Below are 25,716 nucleotides of genomic sequence, written 5' to 3' on the forward strand. Positions count from 1 at the left end.
GAATTCGACAGGGCTTCGCGGACTGTGTTGGGTGTGCAGGTACCGTCATGAATCCGGGGGACCCCGCGCTCTAGGCTCGCCTTGACGGGCAATCTGGGGAGCGAAACGAACGTTCCGGCCGAGGTCGTCTGACGACCTTCGCCGCTGTACGAACGAGGAGGGGGCTCGCTCGAGCGCCTTTCCGTCGCTCGCCTCCTCTCCACCTTCTGTGAACGATGCAGCCGGAAGCCTGATCTGGCCGAAAACAGGCCCTTGAACAGTCCGCTTAGCCAGGCCGATCGCAGCCTCAACGGCAGAAGCTGGCCGAGAGCCGCCGGTCCGCTTCGGAGAAGGTTCGCGGGAAAAACGGACGGCCTGCTACCGACCCAACCCAGCCGTGTGGTTAGCCGCAGGCGCTTCCCGAAAGCTGCCGTCGGTTGGACGTCAGTCAAGCGACTTGGTCAGCCTGAGGCGTCGCTCTATCTGGATCGCGTCGAGAAATCGTTCGTCGTGACTGACGACGAGTAGGGCACCGTCATATGCGGCAAGCCCCGCCTCGACAGCCTCGATCGAGTCAATGTCGAGATGATTTGTTGGCTCGTCTAGGATGAGCAGGGGTGGCGGAGCCTGACCGCCTAGAACACAGGCGAGGCCGGCACGGAGCATCTGCCCACCGCTCAAACTGTGCACGAACTGCAGCGCGGCATTCGCCCGGAACTGGAACCGGGCCAACGCTGCCCGGCAGGCATTCTCACCGTCGGTTGGATTGAGCCGCTTGAAATTTTCTAGGATTGTCGCGCTTGGATCAAGCAGACTGACCCGTTGATCGAGCATCACGGAATGAACATAGAGCGCGACTTCACCAGACCAAGGTTTCAACAAACCTGTAAGAAGGCGCAAAAGCGTCGACTTGCCGGACCCATTCGGTCCAACAATTGCCACGCGCTCTGGACCGACGATCGCTAGAGACGTATCGCGGAGTACGGGCGCGTCTGGGGCATATCCCGCGGTAACCTTTTCTAGCACGAGAACCCGCCGGTTGGCCGGCAGGCCCGTCGGCGCGAGCGTCACCCGAAGTTGCTGCAGGGCCTCAAGTTGTTCGCGCGCAACGGCGGCACTGGCGTTGGCCTCGACCAGTCGATGCTCTGCCATACGGGCTTGGACGCCACCGGTCGCCTCGCTGCGGTTTCTCTGCGCGCCGAGCAGGATGCGGGGCGCGTCGCCCTTGGTGGCGGCGCGAGCACCAAAGCTGTCCTTGCGAGCCTTGCGCTCGGCAGCAACCTGTGCCGCACGAGCGGCGGCGGCCACTTGCTTCTCGGCATCAACGAGGTCGTGCTCAGCGGCCGCGAGCTTCAGATCCTTCTGTGCACGGTATGCACTCCAGCCGCCACCGTATCGGCTTGTGGCAAGCGCCGTGACCTCCACGATCGTGTCCATACTCTCGAGAAGGGCCCGATCATGGCTGACGACGAGCGCTCCACCGCGCCAATCGGCTAGCAGAGCCGCAACTGCGTCCCAACCCTCCCGATCGAGGTTGTTCGTAGGCTCATCGAGCAGCAGGAAGTCTGGTCGAGCAAAGACTAAGGCGGCGAGCGCAGCACAGGTGCGTTGCCCGCCTGACAGGCTCGCGAGAGGCGTGTCGAGTGCAATCGCCAAGCCGAGGCGAGCGAGCGCGGCGTCAAGCCGTGCTTCCAGCGTCCAATCGGCATCGGCCAGATCCTCTGCGTCGGCCTCGCCGCGCTCGGCTCGACGCAGCACCGCAAGATCGCGCCGGACGCCAAATAGGTCGGCGACACATTCAGATGCATCCACGTGGACAATCTGGCGCATGACGCCCAAGCGGCCGTGCAGCGAGACCGACCCGGCACTCGGTCGGAGATCGCCCGCGATCAAGCGGAGCAGTGTCGACTTGCCAACACCGTTACGTCCAACCAGGCCGGCCCGCTCGGGACCGAAGGCGAGATTGATGTCTGAAAAGAGCGGGCGGCCGTCTGGCGTCGACCAGGAAAGGCGCGAAAGCGTGATGAACGCGGACATGGATCTGTTCCCGAAACAGGCTTGGATAAAAAGCAGGTTCGGGTGAGGATCACATGGCGAGACGGCACTCTGATAAGACGCTGTCAGCTAGACCCACAATCCTCGAGGCGCAAGGCGCTTGGCGACATCACAGCCATCGCCGGGGCCTGTGTGGGTTCTCTGCACCGGATTCTCTCAACGCGCGTAGCGCGTGAAGACGTAGTCGCGGTCTTTCACACGCGCTTCGTGACACGCGAAGCAGATTTGGTGCTCTGCTTCGTCGGTCGGCTTACCGTCGACGAAACGTCCGAAGCCCCAACCACCCGAGGCCGGGTAGCGCTTCGAGTCCTTCATCATCACCTGCACGGTCGTCGCCATCCCCGGCACGGTGGCCGCCTCGAACTCGGGCGAGGCCACGTGCTTCCAAGCCAGCTTCACCAAAATCGTCCCGTCAGGGAACGGCAACGTGCCGCGCGTGTAGGCTTCGACCGCCACCGCGTTTCCCAGGACGGCGCGCAGCTCGTTAAGTGGTTCGCCCTCCGAGGCTGGGGCGATGAGAAGCCACCTACGATAGCCGTCTGGGATCGTGACACCATAGACCGGTGAGGCCGGCTCTCCGACGTCCTGAGCGGTGCCGGCTGACACAAGGGCGAAACCGGCGGTGAGAAAGGCTGCCGCGGCCAGCAGCCGCCGGTGCATGCGGAGATCAGAAGCCATCGACGTCGACCACCGCACGCGCGAAAGCCTGCGGCGCTTCCTGCGGGAGATTGTGACCAATGCCGCCGGTGATCAGGCGGTGCTCGTAGCGGCCGGCAAACTTATTGGCGTAAGTCTCGGGCTGCGGATGCGGGGCGCCATTTGCGTCCCCCTCCAGAGTGATGGTCGGCACGCGAATGTCCGGCGCTTGCGCGAGCCGGTTCTCCAGAGCCTCGTACTGCCGTTCCCCTTCGGCAAGGCCGATCCGCCACCGGTAGTTGTGGATGACGATGCTGACGTGGTCCGGATTGTCGAGGGCCTGAGCGCTCCGCTCGAAAGTCGCGTCATCGAAGCGCCACCCCGGTGAGGCGGACTGCCAGATTAGTCGGGCGAAATCCTTCCGATATGCCTCGTAGCCGGCCCGTCCCCGGCTGGTGGCGAAGTAGAATTGATACCACCAAGACAGCTCGGCCTTCGGTGGCAGCGGCTTCTTGCCGGCCTCCTGATTCCCGATCAGATAGCCGCTCACCGAGACCAGCGCCTTGCACCGCTCCGGCCAGAGCGCCGCGACGATGTCGGCCGTCCGCGCTCCCCAGTCAAAGCCGCCGAGAACGGCCCGGGCAATACCGAGGGCGTCCATCAATACGATGACATCGACAGCCAGTGCGGCCTGCTCACCGTTACGGACCGCGTCATGGGCTAAGAAGCGGGTTGTGCCGTAGCCGCGGAGATGGGGGATGATCACCCGGTACCCGGCTGCAGTTAGGATCGGGACGACTTCCGCGAAAGCGTGGATGTCGTAGGGCCAGCCGTGCAGCAAGAAGACCGCCGGGCCATCGGCTGGGCCGGCCTCGACATACCCGACGTTGAGCACGCCGGCATCGATCTGCTTCAGCGTGCCAGGCATTGGACCGGCCTTCGCGATGGTTGCACTCTCCCCACGTGCAACACCAACAAGCCCAACTTCCGCGATGGCGACGGTCGCTACAGCGGTCCCGAGGATTCGGCGGCGGCTCCAAGTGTGTGTATCGGGATGGATGTCCCTTGGCATGAGAAGCTCCCTGACTTGGCGTCTTCGATGCTTCACAGGCTGCCCTAAGCCGCGGTGGCGCGCTTTGAGAGGGCATTAGCGCAATCTTGAGAGCATCATGATTTATGCGGGAGACCATGCGTGCTAAGCCATCGCGCGCTGCAGCGGACGCCTTGTGATCTACCGGTTCGGACCCTTCACTCTTGATGCTAACCGGCGCGAGCTGAGCACGGACGGGGCCCTTGTCGCCGTCGAGCCTCAGGTCTTCGACGTTCTCAAGTTCTTGATCGAGGCGCGCGACCGGGTAGTCACCCGCGACGACCTGCTAGAGGCAGTCTGGCACGGCCGTATCGTTTCCGAGGCGACGCTCGGCAGTCGCATCAACGCCGCCCGCGCCGCGATCGGCGACACCGGCGCGGCGCAGCAGCTGATCCGAACCCTGCCCAGGAAGGGCCTGCGCTTCGTCGCTCTTGTCCAGGAGGTCGCCGACGACAGCGCCGGGACAGAGGAAGGCATTGACGTGGCGCACGGCGCGCTCCGTTTTGCGCGGCTGCCGGCAATCGCCGTCCTGCCCTTCTCGAATCTCAGCGGCGACCCAGCGGAGGACTATTTCGGCCAAGGCATGGCTGAGGAGATCATCGTTGCCCTCTCCCGAAGCAGCGGCCTGTTCGTGATCGCTAGCAATTCTTCCTTCACCTACCAAGGTGGGACCGTCGACATTCGCCAAGTCGGGCAGGAACTCGGCGTCGGCTACGTGCTCGCGGGCAGCGTGCGCCGGAGCGCTACGCGGTTGCGCATCACCGGCCAGCTCGTCGACGCTGCCTCCGGAGCCTACATCTGGTCTGATCGCTTCGACGGGGATCCGGAGGACGTGTTCGACCTGCAGGACCGCGTGGCGGAGCGCGTCGCCGCGGTCATCGAGCCTACCCTCCAGCGCGCCGAACTCGGCCGCCTGCAGCGGGAACGTCCGGTGCCGCTCGACGCCTACGACCATACCTTGCGGGCCTACGCCCATTTGGCCGCGTTCACCGCGGAGAGCCTGACAGCGGCGCTGGATCATTTCCACCAAGCCCTGGTCCTGGACCCAGACTACGCGCAAGCCCTGGCCGCGGCCGCCTACACGCGCGCGCAATGCCACTTCCAAGGGTGGATGCATCAAACGGACACGGACCGCAGGGCCGCCGTCAGCGCGGCGTGGCGCGCCGTCGAGATTGCGCCCGAAGACGCTCAAGTGCTCTGGATGGCGGCGTTCGCCATCTGGAACATGGCCGGAGCCGACCGCGAGCGCGCACGCAATCTCTTTCGCCGCTCGCTGCTCATCAACCCCAATTCGGCGATGGCCCTGACCCTGGCAGGGTGGATCGAGACTATGTGCGGCAACCGGGACGAGGGCCGTGCGATGGCACTGCGTGCGCAAAAGCTCAACCCGCGGGACCCGCGCGGTTGGCTCATGTCCGGCGTTCTTGCCCTCGCCTCGGTCATCGACGAGGATTATGCTGAAGCCGCCCGCTTGGCTGAGCAGGCGCTGGCCCAGAACGGCCGCTTTGCGGTGGCCTTACGTGTCCTGGCGGTTGCCCTTGTAAAGCTCGGTCAGACCGAACAGGCGCGCATCGCTGTCAGCACGCTGCTTCGTGTCGAGCCGGACCTGACAGTAAGCGCGTTCTTCGCACGTATCCCGGTTCCACTCGCCAGCATGGCGAGGACCTATGCCGAGTCATTGCAGATCGCCGGCTTGCCGGAGTGAACAATACGCGAGCGATCGCCGACGATCGGATTCTTGCGGGCGCGGGTGATTCCGTCACAATGACGTCCTGCTCCCTTCCATCTGCCCTCATAGAGGCCTCGCGAGGAGGTGTCCGCTTCAGAGAGATTGACCGTCGTTCCTGTATGTCCGGCATGAGCGGATTTCGTTGAAAAACTCGGGACCGCGCTGAAAGAGCGCTGCGGCCCGCCCCAGAAGGAGAATTTTCTACTATAATCTTGCCCGACACTCGCCGACACAGCAGCGGTGATCAGCTATGAAAGACAGAAATTCTCCGGGGCGCCGCTTTGGATGAAGCCTGAAAAGCCGCCTCCGAGTTTTTCAACAAAATCGGCGCACAGCAACTGAGAGGAAAGACTGGGTCTGCTTCGGAAGAAGACGATCCGTTCGCAGCCGAGCGGGGCAGATAATCGGATCCTCACCTCGGAAGTTTTAGAACGGGAGGAGCCGCCGTAGGCGGGCAATGTTCACGAGCGCCACGAGGGATGCGGCCACGTAGGTGAGGGCCGCGGCGCGCAGTACGGTGCGGGCGCCGGGCATGTCGCCTGCGTCGAGGAAGCGACCCGTCTCCAGGATGGGCAGCGCCCTGCGGAAGCTCGCGTCGAGTTCGACAGGCAGCATCAGGACGTGGAACACGAGTCGAACGCCGAGGAGCGCGATGCCGACACCGACCTGTAAGGCGAGCAGCACCGGCGAATGGACGAAGGCGAGCACCACAGGCGCAGTCATCATCACCACGGCCGCGGCGAACTCGAAGCCCTGCACGACCGGGGCGAACCTCACCCGCGCCGCGAAAAGCCGGTCCCCCGCCGCGTGCTGGAGCGCGTGGGAGACCTCGTGCGCCGCGACCGCGATCGCCGTGACCGAGCGGCCGTCATGGTTCCCCGGCGACAGCCGCACGACGTTTGCCACCGGGTCGTAGTGGTCGGCTGGCGCGATCTCGACGGGAACGTGCTTCAGCCCCGCCAAGTCGAGCAGATGGCGGGCAAGTTCACCTCCGGTCCCGGGTAGATCCGGCCGCTCGGTCGCGTGTTGCCGCATCGCCCGGCGCACCCACCAGTTGGGGCCGAACACGAGGCCGAACAGGAGGGCGCCAAGCGCTAGGAGGATGAGCACGTCCGATATGTAGCCGTACCGCCGTATCCGTGAAAGCGCGGTGCATGCCTCCGCCTCCGGCAGGTCACGGGCTACCCGCCGACGTCAAGGTCGGGAAAACGAGGCGCGGGCTGATCGCGGGCGGGGTGAGATGCTGATGGCTCCTCAAACGGAGCTCCATCATGCCCACGACGATCGAGACTACCCGCCGTCCTTAGAATCTCGGCCGCTTAATCGGACCCAAGCCTCCGTTCAAGCCCAAGCGCATCTGGGCGACCCGCACCCGCCTGCAGCACGAGGGCCGCATCCGCGACCTCGCCTTGTTCAACACCGCCAACGACAGCAAGCTGCACGGCCGCGACCTCGTCCGCCTCCGCCTGACCGACGCCCACCTCGGGGACAGTGTCCGCCCGCGCACCACCATCGTCCAGCACAAGACCGGCCGGCCCGTCCCGATCGAGCTGACCGAGACGACCCGCGAGACACTGGCGGCTTGGCTCAAGATGCGAGGGCTGCGGGCGAGCGACTGGCTCTTCTCGAGCCGCAGCCGACCGGGCGAGCACCTGACGACCCGTTAGTACGGGCGGCTCGTCGACGAGTGGGTCGCGCTGATCCGCCTCAACCCAGCGGGCTACGGCACGCACAGCCTGCGCCGGACGAAGGTCGCGCTGATCTACAGGCGCACAGGCAACCTGAGGGCTTGCCAGCTGCAACTCGGCCACACGAAGCTTGAGAGCACGGTACGCTACCTCGGCATCGAAACAGACGATACGCTGGTGCTGTCGGAGCAGACTGATATCTGACGCTCACCGCGGCAGCCCCCGGCGTCGTCGCACCTACCCCCCTTCGTCTGGGAAGGGTGGTTGAACGTCGGGATGAGGCGATCATGACCGCGGATCGACCGGAAGGTGTGAGGCCGCGCCGCGTCCTCTTTCTGGGGGCGACCGGCACAATCGGCCGGGCGACAGTTCGGGCACTGGTGTCGCGCGGTCACGAGGTCATCTGCCTCGTCAGGCGCCCTGCCGGAACCGCGATTTCCGCAGGCGCCACCGCGCGGATCGTGGACCTGACCGATACGGTGTCGCTGGGGCGCGATGGCGTCCGCGGCGAACCCTTCGACGTTCTGGTGTCGTGCCTCGCCTCGCGCACCGGTCTGCCTGACGATGCCTGGGCGATCGATTTCGGCGCGCAGGTCAAGGCCCTTGACGCGGGCCGGACGGCCGGCGTGACGCATGTCGTGCTTCTGTCGGCGATCTGCGTCCAGAAGCCGATCCTCGCCTTTCAGCACGCCAAGCGCGCCTTCGAGGCAGAGCTGATCGCGTCGGGGCTCGATTACACGATCGTTCGGCCCACCGCCTTCTTCAAATCGCTCTCGGGGCAGATCGACCGCGTGAGACGCGGCAAGTCGTTCCTGGTGTTCGGCGATGGGACCCTGACGGCCTGCAAGCCGATCAGCGACGACGACCTTGGCCGCTATCTCGCGGACTGCCTCGACGATGGGGACCGGCGCAATCGCGTTCTGCCGATCGGCGGGCCGGGCAAAGCGATCACGCCGCGAGCGCAGGGCGAGCGGCTCTTCGCCCTTCTGGGGCGCGAACCGCGCTTCACACACGTTCCGGTCGTGCTGCTGGATGTGATCGTCGCCGTTCTGGCGACGATTGGCCGATGGGTGCCGGCCCTGGCCGCCAAGGCCGAATTCGCGCGGATCGGGCGTTACTACGCGACCGAGTCCATGCTCGTGCTGGACCCGGCGACCGGGCAATACGATGCGCAAGCCACCCCGTCGACCGGATCGGAGACACTGTTCGACTACTACGCGCGCGTGGTCCGTGGCGACGCGGTCGCCGAGCGCGGCGACCACGCCGTGTTCTGATGATGCTCGGATTCAGATGACGCCAGCTGATGTTGCGACCTTCCGATTCGGGTGGTTTCCTGCTCGTCTGCTTTCGGGCGTCGAGTCTAAAAAGCGGACATTCATCGTTCGGCAGGATTTGGCCGGAAGCGGCCGGTCCGCTTCGGAGCAGGTCTGTCGGAAAAGCGGACGCGCAGCTTGCGACCGAGGCTGTGTCAAAACGCGAATGCTGTCGGCAGCCGTAGGAAATCGGTCTCTCAAAGAAGTGTGACATCGGCCCCAAGGGCTTCTTGTTGCCACCAGCCAGTCGCTCTGGAGATCTCTGGCGGCTGATGCGGAGACGTTTGCTCTACGACTTCGCAATACCCCCGCGTTTTGACACAGCCTCGACCCATGCCAGTCATGCCGACGGCCGTCAGCGCATCCCCATGGCGGGCACCCTCGGCCGTCCGGCAGCTCCGGCCCAGCTGGTGGTACAGGCGCATGATTGAGGTCCAATTCGGGAAGACCGCCCGCGCGACCTGGGCAGTCTCGAGTAGCACAACGTACGTGTGCATCGCAGCGAGTTAATTCACTCACCTCCGGCTGATTCGGGAACGCGCGCAATCGCTGAGATGCGACGCACGGCCCCCCCCTCTCATCGCAGGACCCGGGTTCAATTCGCCGGCAATATCAAAGTGCGGGAGAACCGGGAAGCGGTGGGAGGATCACCGAACGCCTCGTTTGCTGGCCGGACAGCTGAAAAGCTTCGTGTGGCGTTGTGATGGTACGGCATAGCGGAAGCACATGACTGGAACTCACTCGTGCTGTTCGCATGAGGGCGACTTATAGCGCTTCAGTTGACCATCGTAGAGGGCCGATCCACAGTCAAAGTCACAATGCCTCTTATCAACGACATCGATTGTAATTGCTCATCGCGCCATCCTAGTTCAATGGATTACTTAATACCGCCGCCGATTCAATAAAAGTATAGATAAATACTGCAAGGGATTAGCCGGATATTGCATTGCAAAATAAAATTTGGGCGCAGACCATTAATGAATGATATGTTACGTCAAACGAAGTAGTCTTAATAGGCTAGATCGAAATGATAACTATCCGTATTCTGCTCAAATCAGCACCCTGATCGCGTTGCTCGACCTGGGCGACGGACTACATCGCCCGGCCCGCTAGAAGGGGCTTGGGTAAGCATCAATCAGGAGGAACGCGATGAGGACAATGCTGCTCTCGGCTGTCGCCGTCCTTGCCCTTGCTGGCGCGCCCTCGATGGCGCTGGCCGGCGGCAACGGTAACGGCAACGGCAACGGCAACATCGGCTCGGGCAACGGCAACGGCAACGGCAATGCCAACGCCGGGTCGCTGAACGGCAACGGCAACGGCAACTTCAACATCGGCTTTCTGAACGGCAACGCCAACGGCAACGGCAACGCGGGATCCGGTAACGGCAACCTGAACGGCAACGGCAACATCTTCGGCGTTGGCAACGGCAACGGCAACGGCAACATCAACACCGGGAACGCCAACGGCAACCTCAACGGCAACCGCAATCTCCTCGGGGTCGCCAACGGCAACCTCAACGGCGTCAACAACTTCGGCAGCTTCAACGGCAACCTCAACGGCAACCGCAACCTACCTTAAGCGCGCGGGCCAAGAACGAATGCGACGGTCGCCCGGTGTGCGGCCGTCGACACTGCGTTCGAGATCGTCCTCACGCGAGGCCGTCGGAACCAGGGAGCATTGCGGTGAAATCTCTCCTCATAGTCTTCTTCCTCGGCACATTGCTTGCGGTTTCTCCACAGGCGCAGGCTCAGGTCTTCGCCATCGGCAACGGAGTCGGAAACGGTAACGGGAACATTGGTTCCATGAATGGGAACAACAACGGTAATTGGAACTCGGGCTCAGGAAACGGCACCGGCAACGGCAACGGCACTGGGATGCCGATCGTGAACGGCAACATGGGTGCCTTCAACAGCGGCTCGAATAACATCGGGGCCTTTAACGGCGGGACGGGCAACGTGGGCGCATTCAACGGGATGGGCAATACGGGAGCCAACAACGGTTCGCACAACGTCGGCGCCTATAACGGGAACAACAATTCTGGCGCAGGGAACGGCAACTGGAATGTCGGCGCCGGCAACGGGAACCTTAACGGCGGCAGCAGCAACGGCAACGGCAACATTGGCGCTGGGAACGGCAACCTCAACGGTAACTCAAGCCTGAGCGTCTTCCGGCGGTGATCCCCGAGTGCGCCCGGACCCTGCCGCTGGATGTTCTTGGACAGGCGATATTACCTTTGAGAGCGGTATCTCAGTCTGGAGAGAGTAATACACGGCGCATGCCATGTCGCTGACTTGCGTCCGAGACATGAGGGTCGCGCCTCGCCAAGGAAACAGCATCGAAGGAGTTCGCAGCATGAACGACTTGTTCCGACGTGTCGCCCTCGGTGCCTACATCACCGTCGTAGCGCTGCTCCCGGCCTCCCTCTCGGCCCAGGTGCTCGTGATCCCGCCGGCATCCGCCGTCCCGATCGCTAGCCAGAGGTGGAGTGCAGGCCCCATCTGGCGCCCTCACCACGTACCGCCGCACGGCCAGTTCGTCCGGTTCTGGGGCATGCTCCAGCCCCTCGCTAACGCGGGCGCAACCGACTTGGGCACGCCGCCCACCACGCCCGAAGGTCTCACCATTCTCAACAGCGGGATTGCTGCCTCGTCGAGCCCGGGCCTGAGGAGCGGCGCAGGCAACGGGAACGGCAATGGCAACATCGGTTCCAACAACGGCAACGGCAACCAAACGAACGGCAACGGCAATTTCGGCGTGGGAGACGGTGTCGGAAACAGAGTTGCTCCCCCGTCCAACTATTAATTAAGCGGCGTGCGATGAGGGCGCACCGGAATGGCCACGGGCATTCTCCGACCCAAGCGTGCGCGTCGAAATTACAGATGGATACGCGGGGCTTCACTGAAAATATCCAAGCGCAGCAATCACTGACATCACATGCAAATGGCTCGGGCTTGAGCCCAGGGCCGCCGTCCCGAGGCGCGGGTTTTCCGGTCATCCGAGGCGGGACAAAGGGAGGGACGGTTCGTGGCGCGATGGTTGCCCAACAACCTGATGACGCTCGGCTTCGCGGCGGTCACCGCCTTCGCCTTGCTCTCCTACGTCAACCCCGAGGTCGGCGGCTTCAGAGCCGCCCCGCACGGGTCGCCGGCGGCCGCGGCCGCTCAGGAGGATGTCAAGGAGGCCGCTAAGGTCGCCACGCCCGCGCCCGAGGGGCACTTCCTCACGACCCCGGTACAGCGCGGCTCCCTAGAGCAGGTCATTACCGCCACCGGCACCGTGCAGCCGGTCGACACGGTCGAGGTCGGCTCGCAGCTCGCGGGGCAGATCGCCAAGCTGTACGTCGACTTCAACGACCGGGTCCGGCTCGGTGAGCCACTGGCCGAGCTTGATCCGCGCAGCTTCCTCGCCAAGGTCGAGGAGAACCGCGCCGCCCTCGCGATGGCGGTCGCCAGCGTGACGGTCCAGCAGGCCCGGCTCGACCGCGTCCGGGTCGATCTCGACAACGCCCGCGGCAACAAGGCGGTGCTCCAGGCCAAGCTCGAGAGTGCCCAGGCCGTGCAGCTGGCGGCCGAGCGCAACCTGGAGCGCAAGGTCGCGCTGCGCTCCCGCGAGGTCACCTCGGCCGCCGCCCTGGAGGAGGCGCAGACCGATCTCGCCGCTCGCAAGGCCCAGACGCGCGAGGCCAGCACCCTGCTCGACCTCAACGGCTTTGCGGTGGAGGCCGCCGTCGCGGAGGTCCGGCGCCTCGAGGCCGAGCTGACCCAGGCCCGCGCCGCTGTGCCCCAGCGCCAAGCGAGCCTGCGCGGTGCCGAGATCGACCTCGACCGCACGGTCATCCGCGCGCCCACCGACGGCGTCGTGGTCGGCCGCTTCGTCAACCAGGGGCAGACGCTGGCGGCGGGCTTGGAGGTGCGTACGGCCTTCAACATCGCCAAGAACCTCGCCGAGATGGAGGTCCATGCCCGCGTCGACGAGACCGACATCGGCCGGGTCGCGGCGGGGCAGCGGGCGACCTTCGGGGTAGACGCCTATCCGGGCCGCCGGTTTGAGGCGGTAGTCCGGCAGGTGCGCAAGGCGCCGCTGGTGACGCAGAACGTGGTCACCTACACGGTCGTCCTGAAGACCGACAACCGCGACGGCCTGCTCCTGCCGGGCATGACTGCCCTGGTGAAGCTGACGATCCACAAGGACGCGGACGTGCTGAAGGTGCCCCTGGCGGCCCTGCGCTTCAGCCCCGAGGGGATGGCGCCCCGCGATCCGGCCGCGCCCGCCGTCTGGGTGCGGGCGCCCGACGGCCGGCTGGAGCCGGTGCGGGTCGAGATTGGCGCCACCAGCGCCGACCTCGTCGCCCTGCGCGCGGCCGGCCGCCTCGCGGAGGGCAGCGAGGTCGTCGTCGGGCAGGCGGAGGCGCCGGCCGGCCGGCGCCTGTTCGGCGTCCGGCTGGGATTTTAACGATGCCGCTCCTCGCCCTCGACGCCGTGCACCGGACGTTCCAGGTCGGCACCGTGTCGGTGCCGGTGATTCGCGACATCTCGCTCGGCGTGGAGGCGGGCGAGTGCGTCGCCATTATGGGCCCGTCCGGATCGGGCAAGAGCACGCTGATGAACCTGGTCGGGTTGCTCGACCGCCCGACCTCGGGGTCGATCCGCCTCGACGGAGCGGATACGGCGCGCCTGTCGGACGACGCCCGGGCGCGGATGCGCCGGGACTGGATCGGCTTCGTGTTCCAGTCCTACAACCTGCTGCCGCGCAGCACTGCGGTGGAGAACGTGGAACTGCCTCTCATCTATGCCGGGGTCGCGCCGCGCCTGCGGCGCCTCCGCGCTCGCGCCGCCCTCGAATCGGTGGGCATGTCGGCCCGGGAGCGGCACTTCCCCGCGCAGCTCTCCGGGGGCGAGCAGCAGCGGGTGGCGATCGCCCGCGCCCTGGTGGGCGACCCGGCAGTCCTGCTCGCCGATGAGCCGACCGGCGCCCTCGACAGCCGGACCGGCGCCGGGATCCTCAACCTGTTCCGCCAGCTCAACCGGGGCGGGCAGACCGTGGTCATGATCACCCATGACGCCGCGGTCGCGGCACAGTGCGCGCGCACAATCCACCTGCGCGATGGCCGGATCCTCGACGACGTGCGCGGCGACGTCCGGCGGGTGATGGCGGCATGAGCCTGGCCCAGACCCTCCTGGTCGCGCTGCGGTCGCTGCGCCTGAACCCGATGCGCAGCTTTCTCACGATGCTGGGCATCGTCATCGGGGTCGCCTCGGTGGTGACGGTGCTGGCAATCGGCAGCGGCGCGCAGGGCCGGGTTGCCGACCAGATCCGGGCGGTGGGCGCCAACGTCCTGATGATCAATCCCGGGACCGCGCAGAAGGACGGGATCCGGCTCAAGGCGGGCACGCGCCTGACGCTGACCGAGGGCGACGTCGAGGCGATCCTCGCGCAGGTGCCGCAGGTCCGCGCCGCGGCCGGGTCGCTGTCGGGCAGCGCGCAGATCGTGCGCGAGAACAAAAACTGGAACACCGTCGTCAACGGCACCACGAACGGCCACTTCCTCGTGCGCGATTGGCTTCTGGAACGCGGGCGCAGCTTCAACCCCACCGAGCAGACCACCGCCGCCAAAGTCGCGATCCTCGGCAGCGTGGTGGCCAAGGAGCTGTTTGGGCACGACAACCCGATCGGCGCCGAAGTGCGCATCATGAGCGTGCCGTTCGAGGTGGTGGGCGTGCTCGACGCCAAGGGGCCCGACCAGGACGACGTGGTGTTCGTTCCGCTGGAGACCGCCAAGCTGCGCTTCCTCGGCAGCGCCAGCGGGGTCAACCGCGACGCGGTCGCCTACATCGTCGCCAAGGCGGTCTCCGACGAGGCCATGGCCCGGGCGCGCACCGAGATCGAGGCGCTGCTGCGCCAGCGCCACCGCATGACCGCGGGCCAAGAGGACGATTTTCGGGTCTCCGACCCGGCCGCCGCCATGGATGCCCAGCGGGGTGCCACGCGCACGATCGCGTTGCTGCTGACCTCGGTGGCGGGCGTGTCGCTGCTGGTCGGCGGCATCAGTATCATGAACATCATGACGGTGACGGTGACGGAGCGAACCCGGGAGATCGGGATCCGGCGCGCGGTCGGCGCGCGCGGCGCCGACATCCGCCTCCAGTTCCTGGCCGAGGCCCTGGTGCTCTGCCTCCTGGGCGGCCTCGTCGGAGTGGTTGTCGGGACCGGGATCTCGCTGACCGTCGCCCGGTCAGCGGGCTGGGCGACGGTCATCGACGCCCAGGCCATCCTGCTGGCGGTGGGGTTCTCGGCGCTCGTCGGATTGTTCTTCGGTTACTACCCGGCCCACCGGGCCTCACGGCTCGATCCGGTCGACGCCCTCAAGATGGAATGATCACGTCTCGCTGGCCGTGTCCCGGCCCGGAAGGAGGTCACAGTGGTCCAGATCTGCGCGCGCGGCGCTCTCGCCGACACTCACCTCACCCTGACCTCGCGGGAGCAGGAGATTATCCGGCACATCGCCGCGGGCGCGAAGAATAACTCGATCGCCTACGAGATGGGGATCTCGGCCAACACCGTGAAGACGCATATCGGCAACATCATGCGCAAGTTCGGGCTCCACAACCGGACCCAGATCGCGATTCTGCTCACGCCCCACCTGGTGCCCCCGGCGCCTGCGCCGCACCCGCGAGCCCTGGCGGCGCGGGCCGCGGGCTAGCGGGCGCCGCCGATCGCCGGCCGGTCTCCGCCTGGACGCGCCGGCGGCGCTTCGGAGGCGAGCGGGGTAGCATGGGGGCTGGCTCAAGCCCGGTCTCCGCGCCGAGGGCGGACGTTGCCGCGTAGTCGGATGCGGGGGCCGTGAAGCCCACCGACCGCTGCACTTCCGCGCCGGGGCCGGCGAGGCAGGGCACGCCCTCGACCGCGAGGGCCAGGGCAACGTCGGGATCGTTGCATAGGATCTGTGTCGCCGCGACCCGGTGACCGAGGCTGTACAGGGTTCGCGCGTAGAGGCGCAGGTTGCAGCCCTTGTCGGTCAGGGTTCCGCCGATGGTGACGCCGAATCCTGGGCCTGCGCCGCCGGCGCTGGCGCTGCCGAGGCAGCTCTCGATCCCGGCCGCCGCGAGGCCCGGCGCCCACACGCCGGGGGTGTTCCGGCCGCTGCCGCTGCCGCCGATGTTCACCGAACTGGACGAGCCCGCCGCCGCGGCGGCGCCCAGCACGTTGTTGCTGCCGTTGCCGTTGCCGTTGCCGTTGCCGGCGCCGGAATTGCCGATCCCGTTGCCGAGGCCGGACTGCGCCTGCGCGGCCGTGGCCGCGAGGACGACCGCGAGGACGAATGTGACGAGGACTGGACGACGCACGGGCAATCCCTATCCTGGCGATGAGCAGTGCAGCCCAAATGGGAAAGCGGTATCGTTCGGAAGCTCGGCCGCCTGGTCAATGCCCGGGGCGAGCCGGACGAAGGCTAGTAACCGGAATACTCACCGACGGCCGATGAATTCTGATGCGTGCGGCAAAAATGGTGCGTCCCGTGCGGAGGCCATGACTCCGTCGTACACGCCTCGCGGGCGAGTCCGGGACGGGCTCAGGGGGACACGGCGATCAGGCATTATGTAGCGCCGCTGATCGACAACCATGCGACGAACCGGCTGTTGACCGACGTTGCTGCCGATCAGCCGAGAGTACGTGATCCGAGGCTTGCCCTGAAGGCTCTTGGCGCGATTGAGGGTGAAGAGCACAGCGGCCTCGCACCCCGCCGCTTCGAGTAAGGCTGTACGACGGCCTGTGCCGTGCGGCTACGTCCGCTCTACTGTCATCACGTCCGGAGCTTCGACTTCGTGCCGGTTCTACCGCTGGCATGATGCCTTCCAGAGCGGCGGCCCCGAGGCATTGGCGGATCGCCCGTCCCGACCCAGCCGGGTCCGGAGTCGTCTGCCCGCAGAGATCCGTGAGCAGAGGGCGGCAACCCGTCAGATGCCAGCCTCACCACACAACGTGCGGATGAACCAGACTTCGGCGCTCGTTGACAGCGCTCACCGGCCACGCCTCGCTCCTCTGACCCGATCCGCAAATCGGGCGGGCCGGACGCCCGCCCCCTCATCCGAGGATCCCGGGATGTCTCTGCACACATCCCTCCAGATGCTGATCCGGCGCGACTCGGAACGACCGAGTCTACGCGAGCGCGCCGCCGAACTGAGCGGTCACCGAGCCTGCCGCCACTTTAAATAGGCTTGGTAGATCTCTTCCTTTCCAGCCCGTCCGTCGAGTTGTGATTGGAAGAAACGGTCGAGATCCGGGTGGGCGGCGACCTCCCGCTCCCGGTGGCGGTCAAGCCATTCCTGCGCCGGTCCAAAGCGGGTCCAGCCGCTTACTGACGCCGCGAGATTGACCTCCCGCCATTTCGGGTGCCGCTGCGGAGCCAGGAGCTTGTCGAACTGGCCGAAAAAGGCGTCGACGAAGCGGACGAGCTTCCCGTAGCGGGCCGACCCCTTCGGACTGTTGTAGACACCGAGGATCGTGCCGACCGCGACGGTCTCCACCGCCTCGTCGCCAACGAGCTTTGGATAGTCGGCCCGCGTGAGGGTAGCGGGTACATAAGCCTCGTTCATCGTGTCAGGGTAGGGCGCCTTCACGAAGTGGAAGCGATCCCCCGGCTCGAAGCCTGCGACGAAGGCCACCGGCTTAGCCGCCACCGAGACGACCGCCTCGATCTCACCCTTGCGCAGCATTTCCAGGGCGGTCGGCTGGTCGACGTTGATCGCCTCTACGGTGACTCCGAACTCGCGGAACATGGCCCGGCCGCTGTAATCCGTGCCACTACCTTTGACATCGAAGCTGACCCGCTTGCCGCTGAGATCGCCGACCGTCTGAACCGCCTTCGGCGCGATGATGTGCAACTCGTCATCGAAGAGCTTGGCGATGAACTGGATGTGCCGCTCAATATTTTTCAGCCGCTTGTCTTGCCTCAGCTGGTCCAGCGTATCGGTGCGGACGAAGCCCAGATCAACGCCTTTCAGGAAGCGGATATCGTAGGCGTTCTCGCCCGCCCCCTTGCCGAGGATCGGCAGGATCCGCAGGTTATCGCCGTCATCCAACACGAAGGCGAGGTCGGCTCCGACGCGGAAGTAGGTCCCGCCAGGTGTGCCCGTCACCACCGTAACGGTATTGGCGTTCATCCGCTCGCCCAGGGCAGCCTCCGTTTCGAGGCCGGCGTCGGCGCGTCTCGTATCCAAGGCCCATGCGGCAGGACCAGACATTACGGTGGCAAGCCAGAGAAAAGCGGCGAATTGGGCAGGCCTCGGCATTTATGCGTCCCCCAACGATCATTCGTCTGTCCTCAGGGCTTGTTCTCAACGGCTCGTCGCAGCGAGTATCCGCTCTTCCGGTCCCTCCTCAGCCGTGGCCATCGCATACAGGCTTCTGGCGAGGGCCGGGTCCGGCTGCAGGCCACGCACCTTCCAGCTCCGCAGCATGGCTGGGTCCCAGGTCTGCGCGAGAAGAAAGGTCGCGTTCGGCGCGTTGCGTGTACGAGCGCGCTCCAGCAGAAGCCGCGCGCCACTGATGTCACCGAGCCGGATCAGCCCCTTTGCCCGCTCGACAAGCGGATCAACGCGCGATGTTCGCTGCGGTGACGCCGGAGGTCGCGGAAGGACGACTGCCTTCACGTCAGCGCCAGGTTTCCCCTCCACAGCCGCCGGAACTGCCGTGCGCTTGCCTATCTCGGAGCCCTCAAGAGGCCCAGCACGTCCGTCCGCCGCGAGAACACCGGAGATCGAGGCGTCGCGACTGACTGTGGCGACGAGACGTTGGGTGGAAGGGGTTGTCTCGTGGATCTGGACGGTAGGCCGTTTTGAGCTGCTGAGTTCGCCGCCGTTAACAGTCATACGATCCCGATTTCCTTGAACAAAGCTGACATTGAAGCGGCTGGTCGCCACCTCTAAGTGGCCGCCTGTGCCAAATTTCCAGATCGCCGCGACTGTAAGTGGGAAATTTTGGCTGCGCCTGTCCTTGTACGTGATCTGAAGTTTCGAGATATCCCAGGTGCGAATGTCGGCATCGTCCTTGTCTTCCGATGGCGAGAACGTGTTGGTAGCGTCGCTGATCGACGCGCCCAAGGGCAATCCAAGCAACCTGATCCCTTCGACAACGACCGTTCTCGTAAGGATAAGCTTGATGTCTAATGGGACGGCGGTGCCGAACTCTCCAACCACATCGTGGCTGATGATCGATAGATCAGGCTCTTCGCTCGGCGCGGGATCTATATCGTTCCTGGCGCTTGATGCCACACTATCGGTAAGATGGTTGCTGTCCGCATCCTGCGCCGATGCCAGAGGCGAGTATGCCAGAGCAATCACTAATGCGGTCAGCGCACATGTAGCTCTATTTCGGCAATGCGTTCCCATCGGATGCACTCCTGGCGGGCGCGTTCCGTTAGATATATGCGCCAATATAGCACTATTCAGATTTCGTCAATTGGTCTCGATTGATATCGACTCGATTGAGGCGGTCAATGTGTTCGCAATGAAAGCACCGCAACGGGGAAATCCGAGTTGTCCAAGAAGTCAAAACTGGACGGTTCGCGACAAACAACGACGCGGTGCTCCACGATCTCGATCCGGCCGAGCTGCGTTGCGTATCGGCTCGCGCTCGTGGGATCGGGCGCTCCCCCGCCTCGTGGGCAGATCGGGGCAGGGCCGAGCGGCCGATGCGTCTGGGGCGTACACCCATGACGGACCGGCCAGGCCAGAAGCGCTCAGATGAGGAGCCCGACCGGCGAGCGTGTGAGCTGTTCACCGATGTTCGGGGTGAGTCCTCGGAAGCGAAAGCGGACCAGGCCCTCAAGAGCGCTGGTGAGGTGGTCAGGGAGGTCATCCCTTGGATACCCAAGCGGCCGCCCACATCGTGATGCGACGAGCAAGGCGAGATGCCTTGGTCAACCTTCTGATCACTGACGCCTTGACGACCGGAGACTAGAGCGGCCGGGCCGCAGTCGCGACGTGCTAGGCGCGGATCTCCGCGACGTGTAGGCAGCCGGCCCGCAAGTGGTCAGGCATATCGCTGTGATCATAATAGCCCGCGGCGTGGGCCATGGCATCGAGGGCGGCCAACGGATCGGCCGCTGAGCCGGTCCAGAGAATCGTGCCTGTGGCGCTCTGACGGATTTGGAACACCTTCATCGACCCCTCCCATGCTCGAAGAGCCGATAAGTGTAGCACGGCCTTTGACGGTCCGGTGCTACCTCAATCGGCCAGTATACCGCAGCGCGGCGCTGCTTCGGATCAGCCGCCGACCAGGCGTTCAGGCGAAGTGCATCGGGCGGCTGCACGCGTCGACACCCGATCTTCTGGCCGAGCCGGAGTGCAGCGGCTCCCTCGGCTATGACGCTCGCAGCCGGCGTCCTGTCTCGCGCTCACCGTCAGCCCGCTCAGGGTTAAATCGGTCCTTCATGACCTTGGCCGGCTTGAGCCGGACGGCCGCGCTCGGTGCCGCCTCCACCTCGGCCTGGTTCCGCGGATTGCGTCTGATACGCGCCGGCCGCGGCCGGCCCTCGAACCTGCCGTCGCCGCGCAGCTCCGCGCGGTAACCGCGGGCCAGGATGGGACGCGAGGCCGTCGTGCGCAACGCCATCCGGATCCTGTTGCGTAAGGTGATGGCGGCGGCGAAGGCGGCCATCGACGAGCAGGCGGGCGGAAGCGGGGTCGACGCCAGAGCCTGATCCGACGAGCCATCAGCAACATTCCAAACGTCAGCGAGCCTGCCGCCTTTCGAAAGCAGCCTCGATTAACTCTATGTCACTGCCCCAATTGAGGCAGTTGTTTCAAGGCGGGACTTTGATCATGAAAGCGCAACATTGCGCCTGAGATCACAAGCGTAGGCCGCCTCAGGAGCGGAAGATCGCCCAGGTGAGGCGGGCAACCTTGTCCGCGATCAGGCCTGTCCCGATGCGCGCGTAGAGGACCGTTAGGAAGATGCCGGCGAGGACCAGGCCCATGACGAGCACGCCCGATGCCTGTTCGAGGACGGGCAGGATCTGGCCAGCCATCCTTCCAACCTCAGGCGTTGGTTAAGGTCCAGGGACGCATCGCTTCAGGGCCGATGATGTCGGGCGGCGGTTTGAAGCCGCGTGCCGCGCCCCGCATCGCCTCGGCACGACGACGGAAGCCGCTGCGACGGCGGTAATCGCGGCGGACCTTCTCAGACGGAGCGAGGGGGGCTTCCGAGAGGTTCCGCGCACAGATCACGTCGGCTGCCGTAACGCCGGCCAAAGCCGCAAGGGCGATCACCACGTTGTCCTTGCGCGGGTTATGGCCCTCAAGCCCGGGCAGCACGGTGGCGATATCGAGCGCGTCTCCGGCCACGCGTGCCGAAATCCACGGGGTTGGATCGCTTGCACCCAAGATCCCGAGCCCTTGCAGGAGTTCGCGCACACCGTAGGCTTGGATGACTGGGGCCGAGCGCGGCATTCCGAGCCAGCGAGCGATGGCGCCCCCACAAGTCACCTCGACCAGCCCAAGCCCGATCGAGAACCAACCTAAGCCACGGGCAAGTTCCCGGGTCGCGGGATCTGGCCTGCGGCGCGGTTCTGAAACGAAATAGTTCGGCAGCGAAGAGCGCTCGGGAGTGCCGCTCCGTTGGCGTCGAGACATAGCTTCGGACATGCTGACTTCCTCGCTGCAGCCGGGAGGGCGAAGTGAGCAGGCCCGCCATAGCTCGACGGGCCGCGGAACCACTCAGGGTCTCAGCACCACCTTGATGCAGTTGTCCTTCTTGTCGCGGAACGTCTTGTACATCTCGGGCCCTTGATCGAGCTTGGCCCGGTGGGTGATCACGAAAGAGGGGTCGATCTGACCATCGTCGATGCGCTTGACGAGGTCGTCGGTCCAACGGTTCACGTGGGTCTGCCCCGTGCGGATGGTCAATCCCTTGTTCATGAGGGCCCCCATCGGCATCTTGTCGACGAGACCGCCATAGACGCCCGGGATCGAGAGGATGCCGGCGGGACGGCAGACATAGATCATCTCGCGCAGCACTGAAGCGCGGTCACTCTCCAACATCACCGCCTGCTTGACGCGATCATAGGCGTGTTCGAGCGCGCGCGGCGAATGCGCCTCCATGCCGACGGCATCAATGCACTTCTCCGGGCCCTTGCCGCCCGTGAGTTCGTTCAACCGCTCGACCGTGCTTTCCTGGCTATTGTCGATGGTGATGGCACCGCCCGCGCGCGCCATCTCCAGGCGCTCGGGCACGCTATCGATGCAGACCACCTGCTTGGCCCCGAGCAGGAGCGCGGAGCGCAGCGCCATCTGGCCGACGGGACCGGCGCCCCAGACCGCGACCGTATCGGTCGGCTGGATATCGGCCTGTACGGCCGCCTGCCAGCCGGTGGGGAGGATGTCACCGAGGAACAGGACCTGCTCGTCGCTCAGGTTCTCCGGCACCTTGATGTGCGTCTTGTCGGCGAACGGCACGCGAACGTACTCGGCCTGCCCGCCCTGGTAACCGCCGGTGAGATGGGTGTACCCGAACAGTCCCGCGGTGGTGTGCCCAAAGGCTTTGTCGGCAATATCCTTGTTGCGGTTCGAGCGTTCGCAGACGGAGAAGTAGCCACGTTTGCACTGGTCGCACTCACCGCAGATGATCGTGAACGGCACGACGATGCGCTCACCTTTCTTGAGCGCGCCGTTGACGCCTCTACCGGTCTCGACGACTTCGCCCATGAACTCGTGGCCCATGACGTCGCCCTTCTCCATGCCGGGCATGAAGTGGTCGTAGAGGTGAAGATCCGAGCCGCAGATCGCGCAGGCGGTGACTTTGATGATTGCGTCGCGATCATCCTCAATTTTGGGGTCCGGGACCGTGTCGCAGCGGATATCCTGAGTGCCGTGCCAAACCAGTGCCCTCATGGAAAATCTCCTAACATGTATATAGTTTTTATCCCCTCGCTTTAGATCTATCCGTCCGAATGGAGCGTCGGATCAAAAAGTTTCATAACATGATAAAAAAATTTCATTGTAATGACACCTGCTTCGACATGTCACCTTAGCCGTTATGCACTTTGACGATGGATCTCGGGCGTTCTACAATTTGCAAGCAGGTAAATTTGCCAAAATTATTTAGTGGATAAGGGAAGCAGCTGCCGAGCTAGTCTGGCGCTGTGAAGGAACACGGCCCTGTCGAAGCGGGTGATCTGCCCCCACGAGGTGGTCCGAGTTCAGAGTTAGTGCAGCGTTGGCTTGAGGGGCCCCCGGATCTTGGTCCGGCCGTGCGTCAGCGGGTTGAGTCGGCCAGCATCCTACATTCGGCCAAAGTGCCGGATAGCGAGGGGCTCTCCCCGGCTCAGCTGGATCCCTGCGGGTTGAGATTTGAGTGAGCGCCCCTCAAGCAAGGCCAAGCTGACTAAAGCGGCCGATCCGACAAGTGCGACGGCTGCAAACCACCAGATCACGACATCAAGCATGGCTGGGCACGGCGCTCCAAGATTAAGCCATAGCTTAACGAACATGGCGAATGGTTCGTTAAGCCTACGCTTGGTGAAGCCCGGTCGTACTCCGGGAACTCGTCGCCCTTCCAGGCCTTGAACCTCCACAACACCAGGGAGGCCGGCATGGGGCAGGATGTTGACGCAGCGCGCGAAGCCTTCGGAACGGTGCCGCCCGCTCCGCTGAAGCGGGATAACAAGAACATTACGTCGGAAGCCGGCGGCAGCGGCCCGCACTCCCCAGGCAGCCCAGAGCCCGATGCGGCCGAGGGACCCGAGAGCGGCGGGTACGACAACCGGCCGGACATCCCCATGCCCGACAACGCCAAGGGCGGCCACGGCGCTGGCTGACGTGCAACGATGTGATTGGAGACCCAGCGCGTGGAAGCCAACGACCTGAAGCACCCGCCCTTTCACGTACTCACATTCCGCGATGGGCAGCAGGTGATCGCCGAGGATGTTGAGACGGAGGCGGCTGCGCGGACCCGCTTTGCCTCGGCGGTCGACCTCTGCAAGACCCGCGACGATGCCCACGGCCATCATGTCGAGCTGTACGCCGGGTCGGAAGTGCTGGACAGGTGGTCGAGCGCCGACACCTGACGCCGATGAACACGCTGGCAGACTGCTCCGCGGATGCCGCGGGCGGTCGACTTACGAGCCGATCCCCCGCGCCGCCAGCACGGCACTGAGGGCATCGGCGAGCCCGTGATGCGCGAAAGGCTTACGCAGGAACCGCGCGCCCATCGGCATTTGCTCTTCGCCCGGCCACTCCACTCCCGAGACGATCAGGATCGCAACCTCGGGCCAGCGTGCGGCGACTGCCTTGGCTAGGGTGAAGCCGCTCAGGGGCTCGCCGGCGAGGTCAACGTCTGCGACCATGGCCACGAGCTCAGGTCGGGTCGCTAGATGGGCTTGAGCCGCCTCGACGGTCGAGGCCTCGGCGACCTCGTATCCGGCATCTCGAAGGGCTGCAGCCGCTTCCATGAGCTGCACGGGATTGTCCTCGACAATCAGCACGGCAAGCGGCGGCGCAAAAGCGTCGGCCATTCAGGATCTCCGCACAACCAATGCGGCATCAACGCAGCTGGCCCTGATTGCGTCTCACTCGATCGCACCGGGTTCGGGCTGCTGCCGGCTGATCCGCGCGGTGTCCATCTGAGTGATGTTGCCGTGCCGATCCCGGTACGCCCGCTGCGCTCACTGGCGTTTCCGCCAGTGAGATCCACGCTGCCGTACTATCCAGCAAGTGTACGTCCAGGCCCGTTAGCCTTACTTGGCGAGATCCTCGGCCATCTTCTGGTGGTGCTCAACGATCGGCAGCGTCTTCTCCGCAAACGCCTTCAGGTCCGCGTTATCGCCGGCCTTGGCGTAGCGCTTGTACAGATCGACGGTGTCCTTGTGGCCGGAAATCTGATCGGAGCGGTACTGCTTCTCGAAATCGTCGCCGTTCAGACCCTTGAGCTTATCGAGCATGCTCTGGTGCTTGCTGTCGAGAGATCCCGGAATGTCCGCTTTCACCTTACCACTTTGAACCATGTTTTTGATGGCTTCGCTCGAAGTGGTGTGATCGGCAATCATCTTGTTCGCGAAGTCGTTTACCTTTGTGTCCTTCTTCTCCTGAGCAAGCTTGCTCGACTGGATTTCGAACATGTCGCTGATAGCAGCCTCAGTGACAAAGTCCTGCGTATTCGGACTGGCGCCGACTAACGAGTTCAGACCAGTTTTCTCGGACACGCTTTCTGCGAGAGCTGGGCCAGTGAAAGCCAGGCACATAGCTACAATAGCGAGCTTCTTCATGATGGTCCCTCCTGATTCGTGTCAGAAAACTGCGCAGCGCCGATGCTGTTCCGAATGAAGCGTTCAGCACCCCGCTCGGGGACAGCGCGGATCACACGGCCGGGTCCGGTCAAGCGCCACGTCACGCAGCGGCCGGGCCTCGTGGGTTGCCTTGCCGGTCAGGCCAAGTTCGGCAACCGTCGCGAGGGTGTCCTCATGCAGAACACCCTGCTGGTGTTGGTTCGCCCCGAGCTTTGCGACATCGCGCCGCTCCTGCGCCGCGTCGTACTCGTCCGCCAGACGGCGCTCGGCCTGGGTCTCGATTTCCAGGGGACGATCTGGGCGCGGTGGGCAACCTCACCGGCACCTACTACAGCACCGCTTCCCCAAGTGATGCGCCCGAGATGTTCGCGACCCGCACGACGCTGTTGTGGGCGGGACACGCGATGACAGGCGGGTGCGGACCAGTTCTCCGCACCCTGCCCGTGAAGCCTAGGCCGGGCGGTCGCGTGACGGTCAGTGCGTGCGGGGGAACTGGACACCGCGGAGCGTCGGCCCAGGGCCCGTGATTGCAGGTGGCGTTGGTGCAGATCAGCGCCCTAGCGCTTCAATCCAGGCTTTCACCGGATCCACCACGAACGACACGTACGCCGCCCACGTCCGCGCCCACCCATTCAGGGGCAAATCTGCATCTGGAAGGGTAGCCATCGGGGCGGCTACGTAGGCGTCCTCGTGCGGCTTGCACTCATCCAGCGCATTCCGATCGCGGCCGGCTCGACTGCGGCGCTCCGGCTGGCGATCATAGGCCTCGCGCACGCCCCCGTGCCAAGCCTTCTCTAGCAACGGCAGGTCGGCGGGCTCGGTTGCTGGGGCCGAGCCCTATCGACTGCTCGCTTCCCTGATATGCCTCGGCATGTCCGCTCCTGAGCGATGCTCGTCGCACCACGGATGACCGGGTTGGGTCGTTAGGAGGCCGTCCGCCTCTCCGG

At 64.9% G+C, this 25,716-nt stretch carries 23 protein-coding genes and 2 pseudogenes; 12 read left to right on the forward strand and 13 right to left on the reverse strand.

The features are described from left to right. Positions 1-423: 423 nt before the first annotated feature. The 3 genes from CIW48_RS18340 to CIW48_RS18350 form a co-directional block, all read right to left on the reverse strand. The gene (locus tag CIW48_RS18340) at positions 424-2,016 is read right to left on the reverse strand and encodes an ABC-F family ATP-binding cassette domain-containing protein (RefSeq protein WP_149312045.1); all 1,593 of its coding nucleotides are present in this window, start codon (positions 2,014-2,016) and stop codon (positions 424-426) included. Positions 2,017-2,190: 174 nt separating this feature from the next. Next, positions 2,191-2,712, reverse strand: a complete 522-nt coding sequence (locus CIW48_RS18345) for a cytochrome P460 family protein (protein WP_149312046.1) — start codon at positions 2,710-2,712, stop codon at positions 2,191-2,193. Beyond that, positions 2,702-3,742, reverse strand: coding sequence for an alpha/beta hydrolase (locus CIW48_RS18350; protein ID WP_149312047.1), 1,041 nt, complete (start codon positions 3,740-3,742; stop codon positions 2,702-2,704). Before CIW48_RS18350 ends, CIW48_RS18345 begins: the two co-directional genes overlap by 11 nt. Before the next feature lie 154 nt (positions 3,743-3,896). On the opposite strand from CIW48_RS18350, the gene CIW48_RS18355 reads away from it, so the two are divergent. Beyond that, a complete protein-coding gene (locus tag CIW48_RS18355) occupies positions 3,897-5,465 on the forward strand; it encodes a tetratricopeptide repeat protein (RefSeq protein ID WP_149312048.1) in 1,569 nt (522 codons plus the stop codon). Between the two features lie 450 nt (positions 5,466-5,915). Here the strand turns inward: CIW48_RS18355 and CIW48_RS18360 are convergent, their stop codons facing one another. Beyond that, positions 5,916-6,599, reverse strand: coding sequence for a zinc metallopeptidase (locus CIW48_RS18360; RefSeq protein WP_149312049.1), 684 nt, complete (start codon positions 6,597-6,599; stop codon positions 5,916-5,918). Between the two features lie 212 nt (positions 6,600-6,811). Here CIW48_RS18360 and CIW48_RS18365 point away from each other — a divergent pair. The 9 genes and pseudogenes from CIW48_RS18365 to CIW48_RS18405 all read left to right on the forward strand — a co-directional run bounded on the left by CIW48_RS18365 (position 6,812) and on the right by CIW48_RS18405 (position 15,190). Then, positions 6,812-7,381 (forward strand): annotated as a pseudogene (locus tag CIW48_RS18365) (tyrosine-type recombinase/integrase). Between the two features lie 83 nt (positions 7,382-7,464). After that, positions 7,465-8,451 (forward strand): NAD(P)H-binding protein, encoded by a 987-nt coding sequence (locus CIW48_RS18370; protein ID WP_149312050.1) that lies wholly within the window; start codon positions 7,465-7,467, stop codon positions 8,449-8,451. A gap of 1,245 nt (positions 8,452-9,696) precedes the next feature. After that, positions 9,697-10,068: a hypothetical protein gene (locus tag CIW48_RS18375; protein ID WP_197739355.1), complete on the forward strand. Its 372-nt coding sequence runs from the start codon at positions 9,697-9,699 to the stop codon at positions 10,066-10,068. A 104-nt stretch (positions 10,069-10,172) separates the two neighbouring features. Beyond that, on the forward strand, positions 10,173-10,667 hold the full coding sequence (locus tag CIW48_RS18380) for a hypothetical protein (RefSeq protein WP_149312051.1): 495 nt from the start codon (positions 10,173-10,175) through the stop codon (positions 10,665-10,667). Between the two features lie 175 nt (positions 10,668-10,842). Then, positions 10,843-11,292: a hypothetical protein gene (locus CIW48_RS18385; RefSeq protein WP_149312052.1), complete on the forward strand. Its 450-nt coding sequence runs from the start codon at positions 10,843-10,845 to the stop codon at positions 11,290-11,292. A gap of 222 nt (positions 11,293-11,514) precedes the next feature. After that, positions 11,515-12,942 carry an efflux RND transporter periplasmic adaptor subunit gene (locus tag CIW48_RS18390; RefSeq protein WP_246695309.1) on the forward strand — a complete coding sequence of 476 codons (1,428 nt, stop codon included), beginning with the start codon at positions 11,515-11,517 and terminating at the stop codon, positions 12,940-12,942. Between the two features lie 2 nt (positions 12,943-12,944). Further along, a complete protein-coding gene (locus CIW48_RS18395; protein WP_149312053.1) occupies positions 12,945-13,649 on the forward strand; it encodes an ABC transporter ATP-binding protein in 705 nt (234 codons plus the stop codon). Continuing rightward, positions 13,646-14,866, forward strand: a complete 1,221-nt coding sequence (locus CIW48_RS18400; RefSeq protein WP_149312054.1) for an ABC transporter permease — start codon at positions 13,646-13,648, stop codon at positions 14,864-14,866. The genes CIW48_RS18395 and CIW48_RS18400 overlap by 4 nt, the downstream gene beginning before the upstream one ends. 42 nt (positions 14,867-14,908) lie before the next feature. Further along, positions 14,909-15,190, forward strand: a complete 282-nt coding sequence (locus tag CIW48_RS18405) for a helix-turn-helix transcriptional regulator (RefSeq protein ID WP_244514065.1) — start codon at positions 14,909-14,911, stop codon at positions 15,188-15,190. Here CIW48_RS18405 and CIW48_RS18410 read toward each other — a convergent pair. From CIW48_RS18410 to CIW48_RS18450, 7 genes and pseudogenes are all read right to left on the reverse strand, one after another. Further along, positions 15,120-15,833, reverse strand: a complete 714-nt coding sequence (locus CIW48_RS18410) for a hypothetical protein (RefSeq protein WP_149312055.1) — start codon at positions 15,831-15,833, stop codon at positions 15,120-15,122. The genes CIW48_RS18405 and CIW48_RS18410 overlap by 71 nt on opposite strands. Positions 15,834-16,673: 840 nt before the next feature. After that, positions 16,674-17,777: a TAXI family TRAP transporter solute-binding subunit gene (locus CIW48_RS18420; protein ID WP_149312056.1), complete on the reverse strand. Its 1,104-nt coding sequence runs from the start codon at positions 17,775-17,777 to the stop codon at positions 16,674-16,676. A gap of 45 nt (positions 17,778-17,822) precedes the next feature. Continuing rightward, positions 17,823-18,875 (reverse strand): hypothetical protein, encoded by a 1,053-nt coding sequence (locus CIW48_RS18425; RefSeq protein ID WP_246695310.1) that lies wholly within the window; start codon positions 18,873-18,875, stop codon positions 17,823-17,825. Between the two features lie 597 nt (positions 18,876-19,472). After that, complete coding sequence (locus tag CIW48_RS33320; RefSeq protein ID WP_173009305.1) at positions 19,473-19,649, reverse strand: hypothetical protein; 177 nt, start codon at positions 19,647-19,649, stop codon at positions 19,473-19,475. A gap of 710 nt (positions 19,650-20,359) precedes the next feature. Beyond that, a pseudogene (locus CIW48_RS18440) lies at positions 20,360-20,503 on the reverse strand (two pore domain potassium channel family protein); the annotation flags it as partial. Positions 20,504-20,525: 22 nt separating this feature from the next. Further along, the gene (locus CIW48_RS18445; RefSeq protein ID WP_149312059.1) at positions 20,526-21,131 is read right to left on the reverse strand and encodes a cyclase dehydrase; all 606 of its coding nucleotides are present in this window, start codon (positions 21,129-21,131) and stop codon (positions 20,526-20,528) included. A gap of 72 nt (positions 21,132-21,203) precedes the next feature. Beyond that, complete coding sequence (locus CIW48_RS18450; protein WP_149312060.1) at positions 21,204-22,376, reverse strand: zinc-dependent alcohol dehydrogenase; 1,173 nt, start codon at positions 22,374-22,376, stop codon at positions 21,204-21,206. A gap of 701 nt (positions 22,377-23,077) precedes the next feature. On the opposite strand from CIW48_RS18450, the gene CIW48_RS18455 reads away from it, so the two are divergent. Further along, complete coding sequence (locus tag CIW48_RS18455) at positions 23,078-23,302, forward strand: hypothetical protein (RefSeq protein ID WP_149312061.1); 225 nt, start codon at positions 23,078-23,080, stop codon at positions 23,300-23,302. Positions 23,303-23,332: 30 nt separating this feature from the next. Next, positions 23,333-23,551, forward strand: a complete 219-nt coding sequence (locus CIW48_RS18460; protein WP_149312062.1) for a hypothetical protein — start codon at positions 23,333-23,335, stop codon at positions 23,549-23,551. A 51-nt stretch (positions 23,552-23,602) separates the two neighbouring features. Here the strand turns inward: CIW48_RS18460 and CIW48_RS18465 are convergent, their stop codons facing one another. Next, a complete protein-coding gene (locus CIW48_RS18465; RefSeq protein WP_149312063.1) occupies positions 23,603-23,998 on the reverse strand; it encodes a response regulator in 396 nt (131 codons plus the stop codon). 222 nt (positions 23,999-24,220) lie between these two features. After that, a complete protein-coding gene (locus CIW48_RS18470) occupies positions 24,221-24,748 on the reverse strand; it encodes a DUF4142 domain-containing protein (RefSeq protein ID WP_149312064.1) in 528 nt (175 codons plus the stop codon). Positions 24,749-25,716 lie beyond the last annotated feature (968 nt).

This window comes from Methylobacterium sp. P1-11 (assembly GCF_008329595.1).
GTDB lineage: Bacteria > Pseudomonadota > Alphaproteobacteria > Rhizobiales > Beijerinckiaceae > Methylobacterium.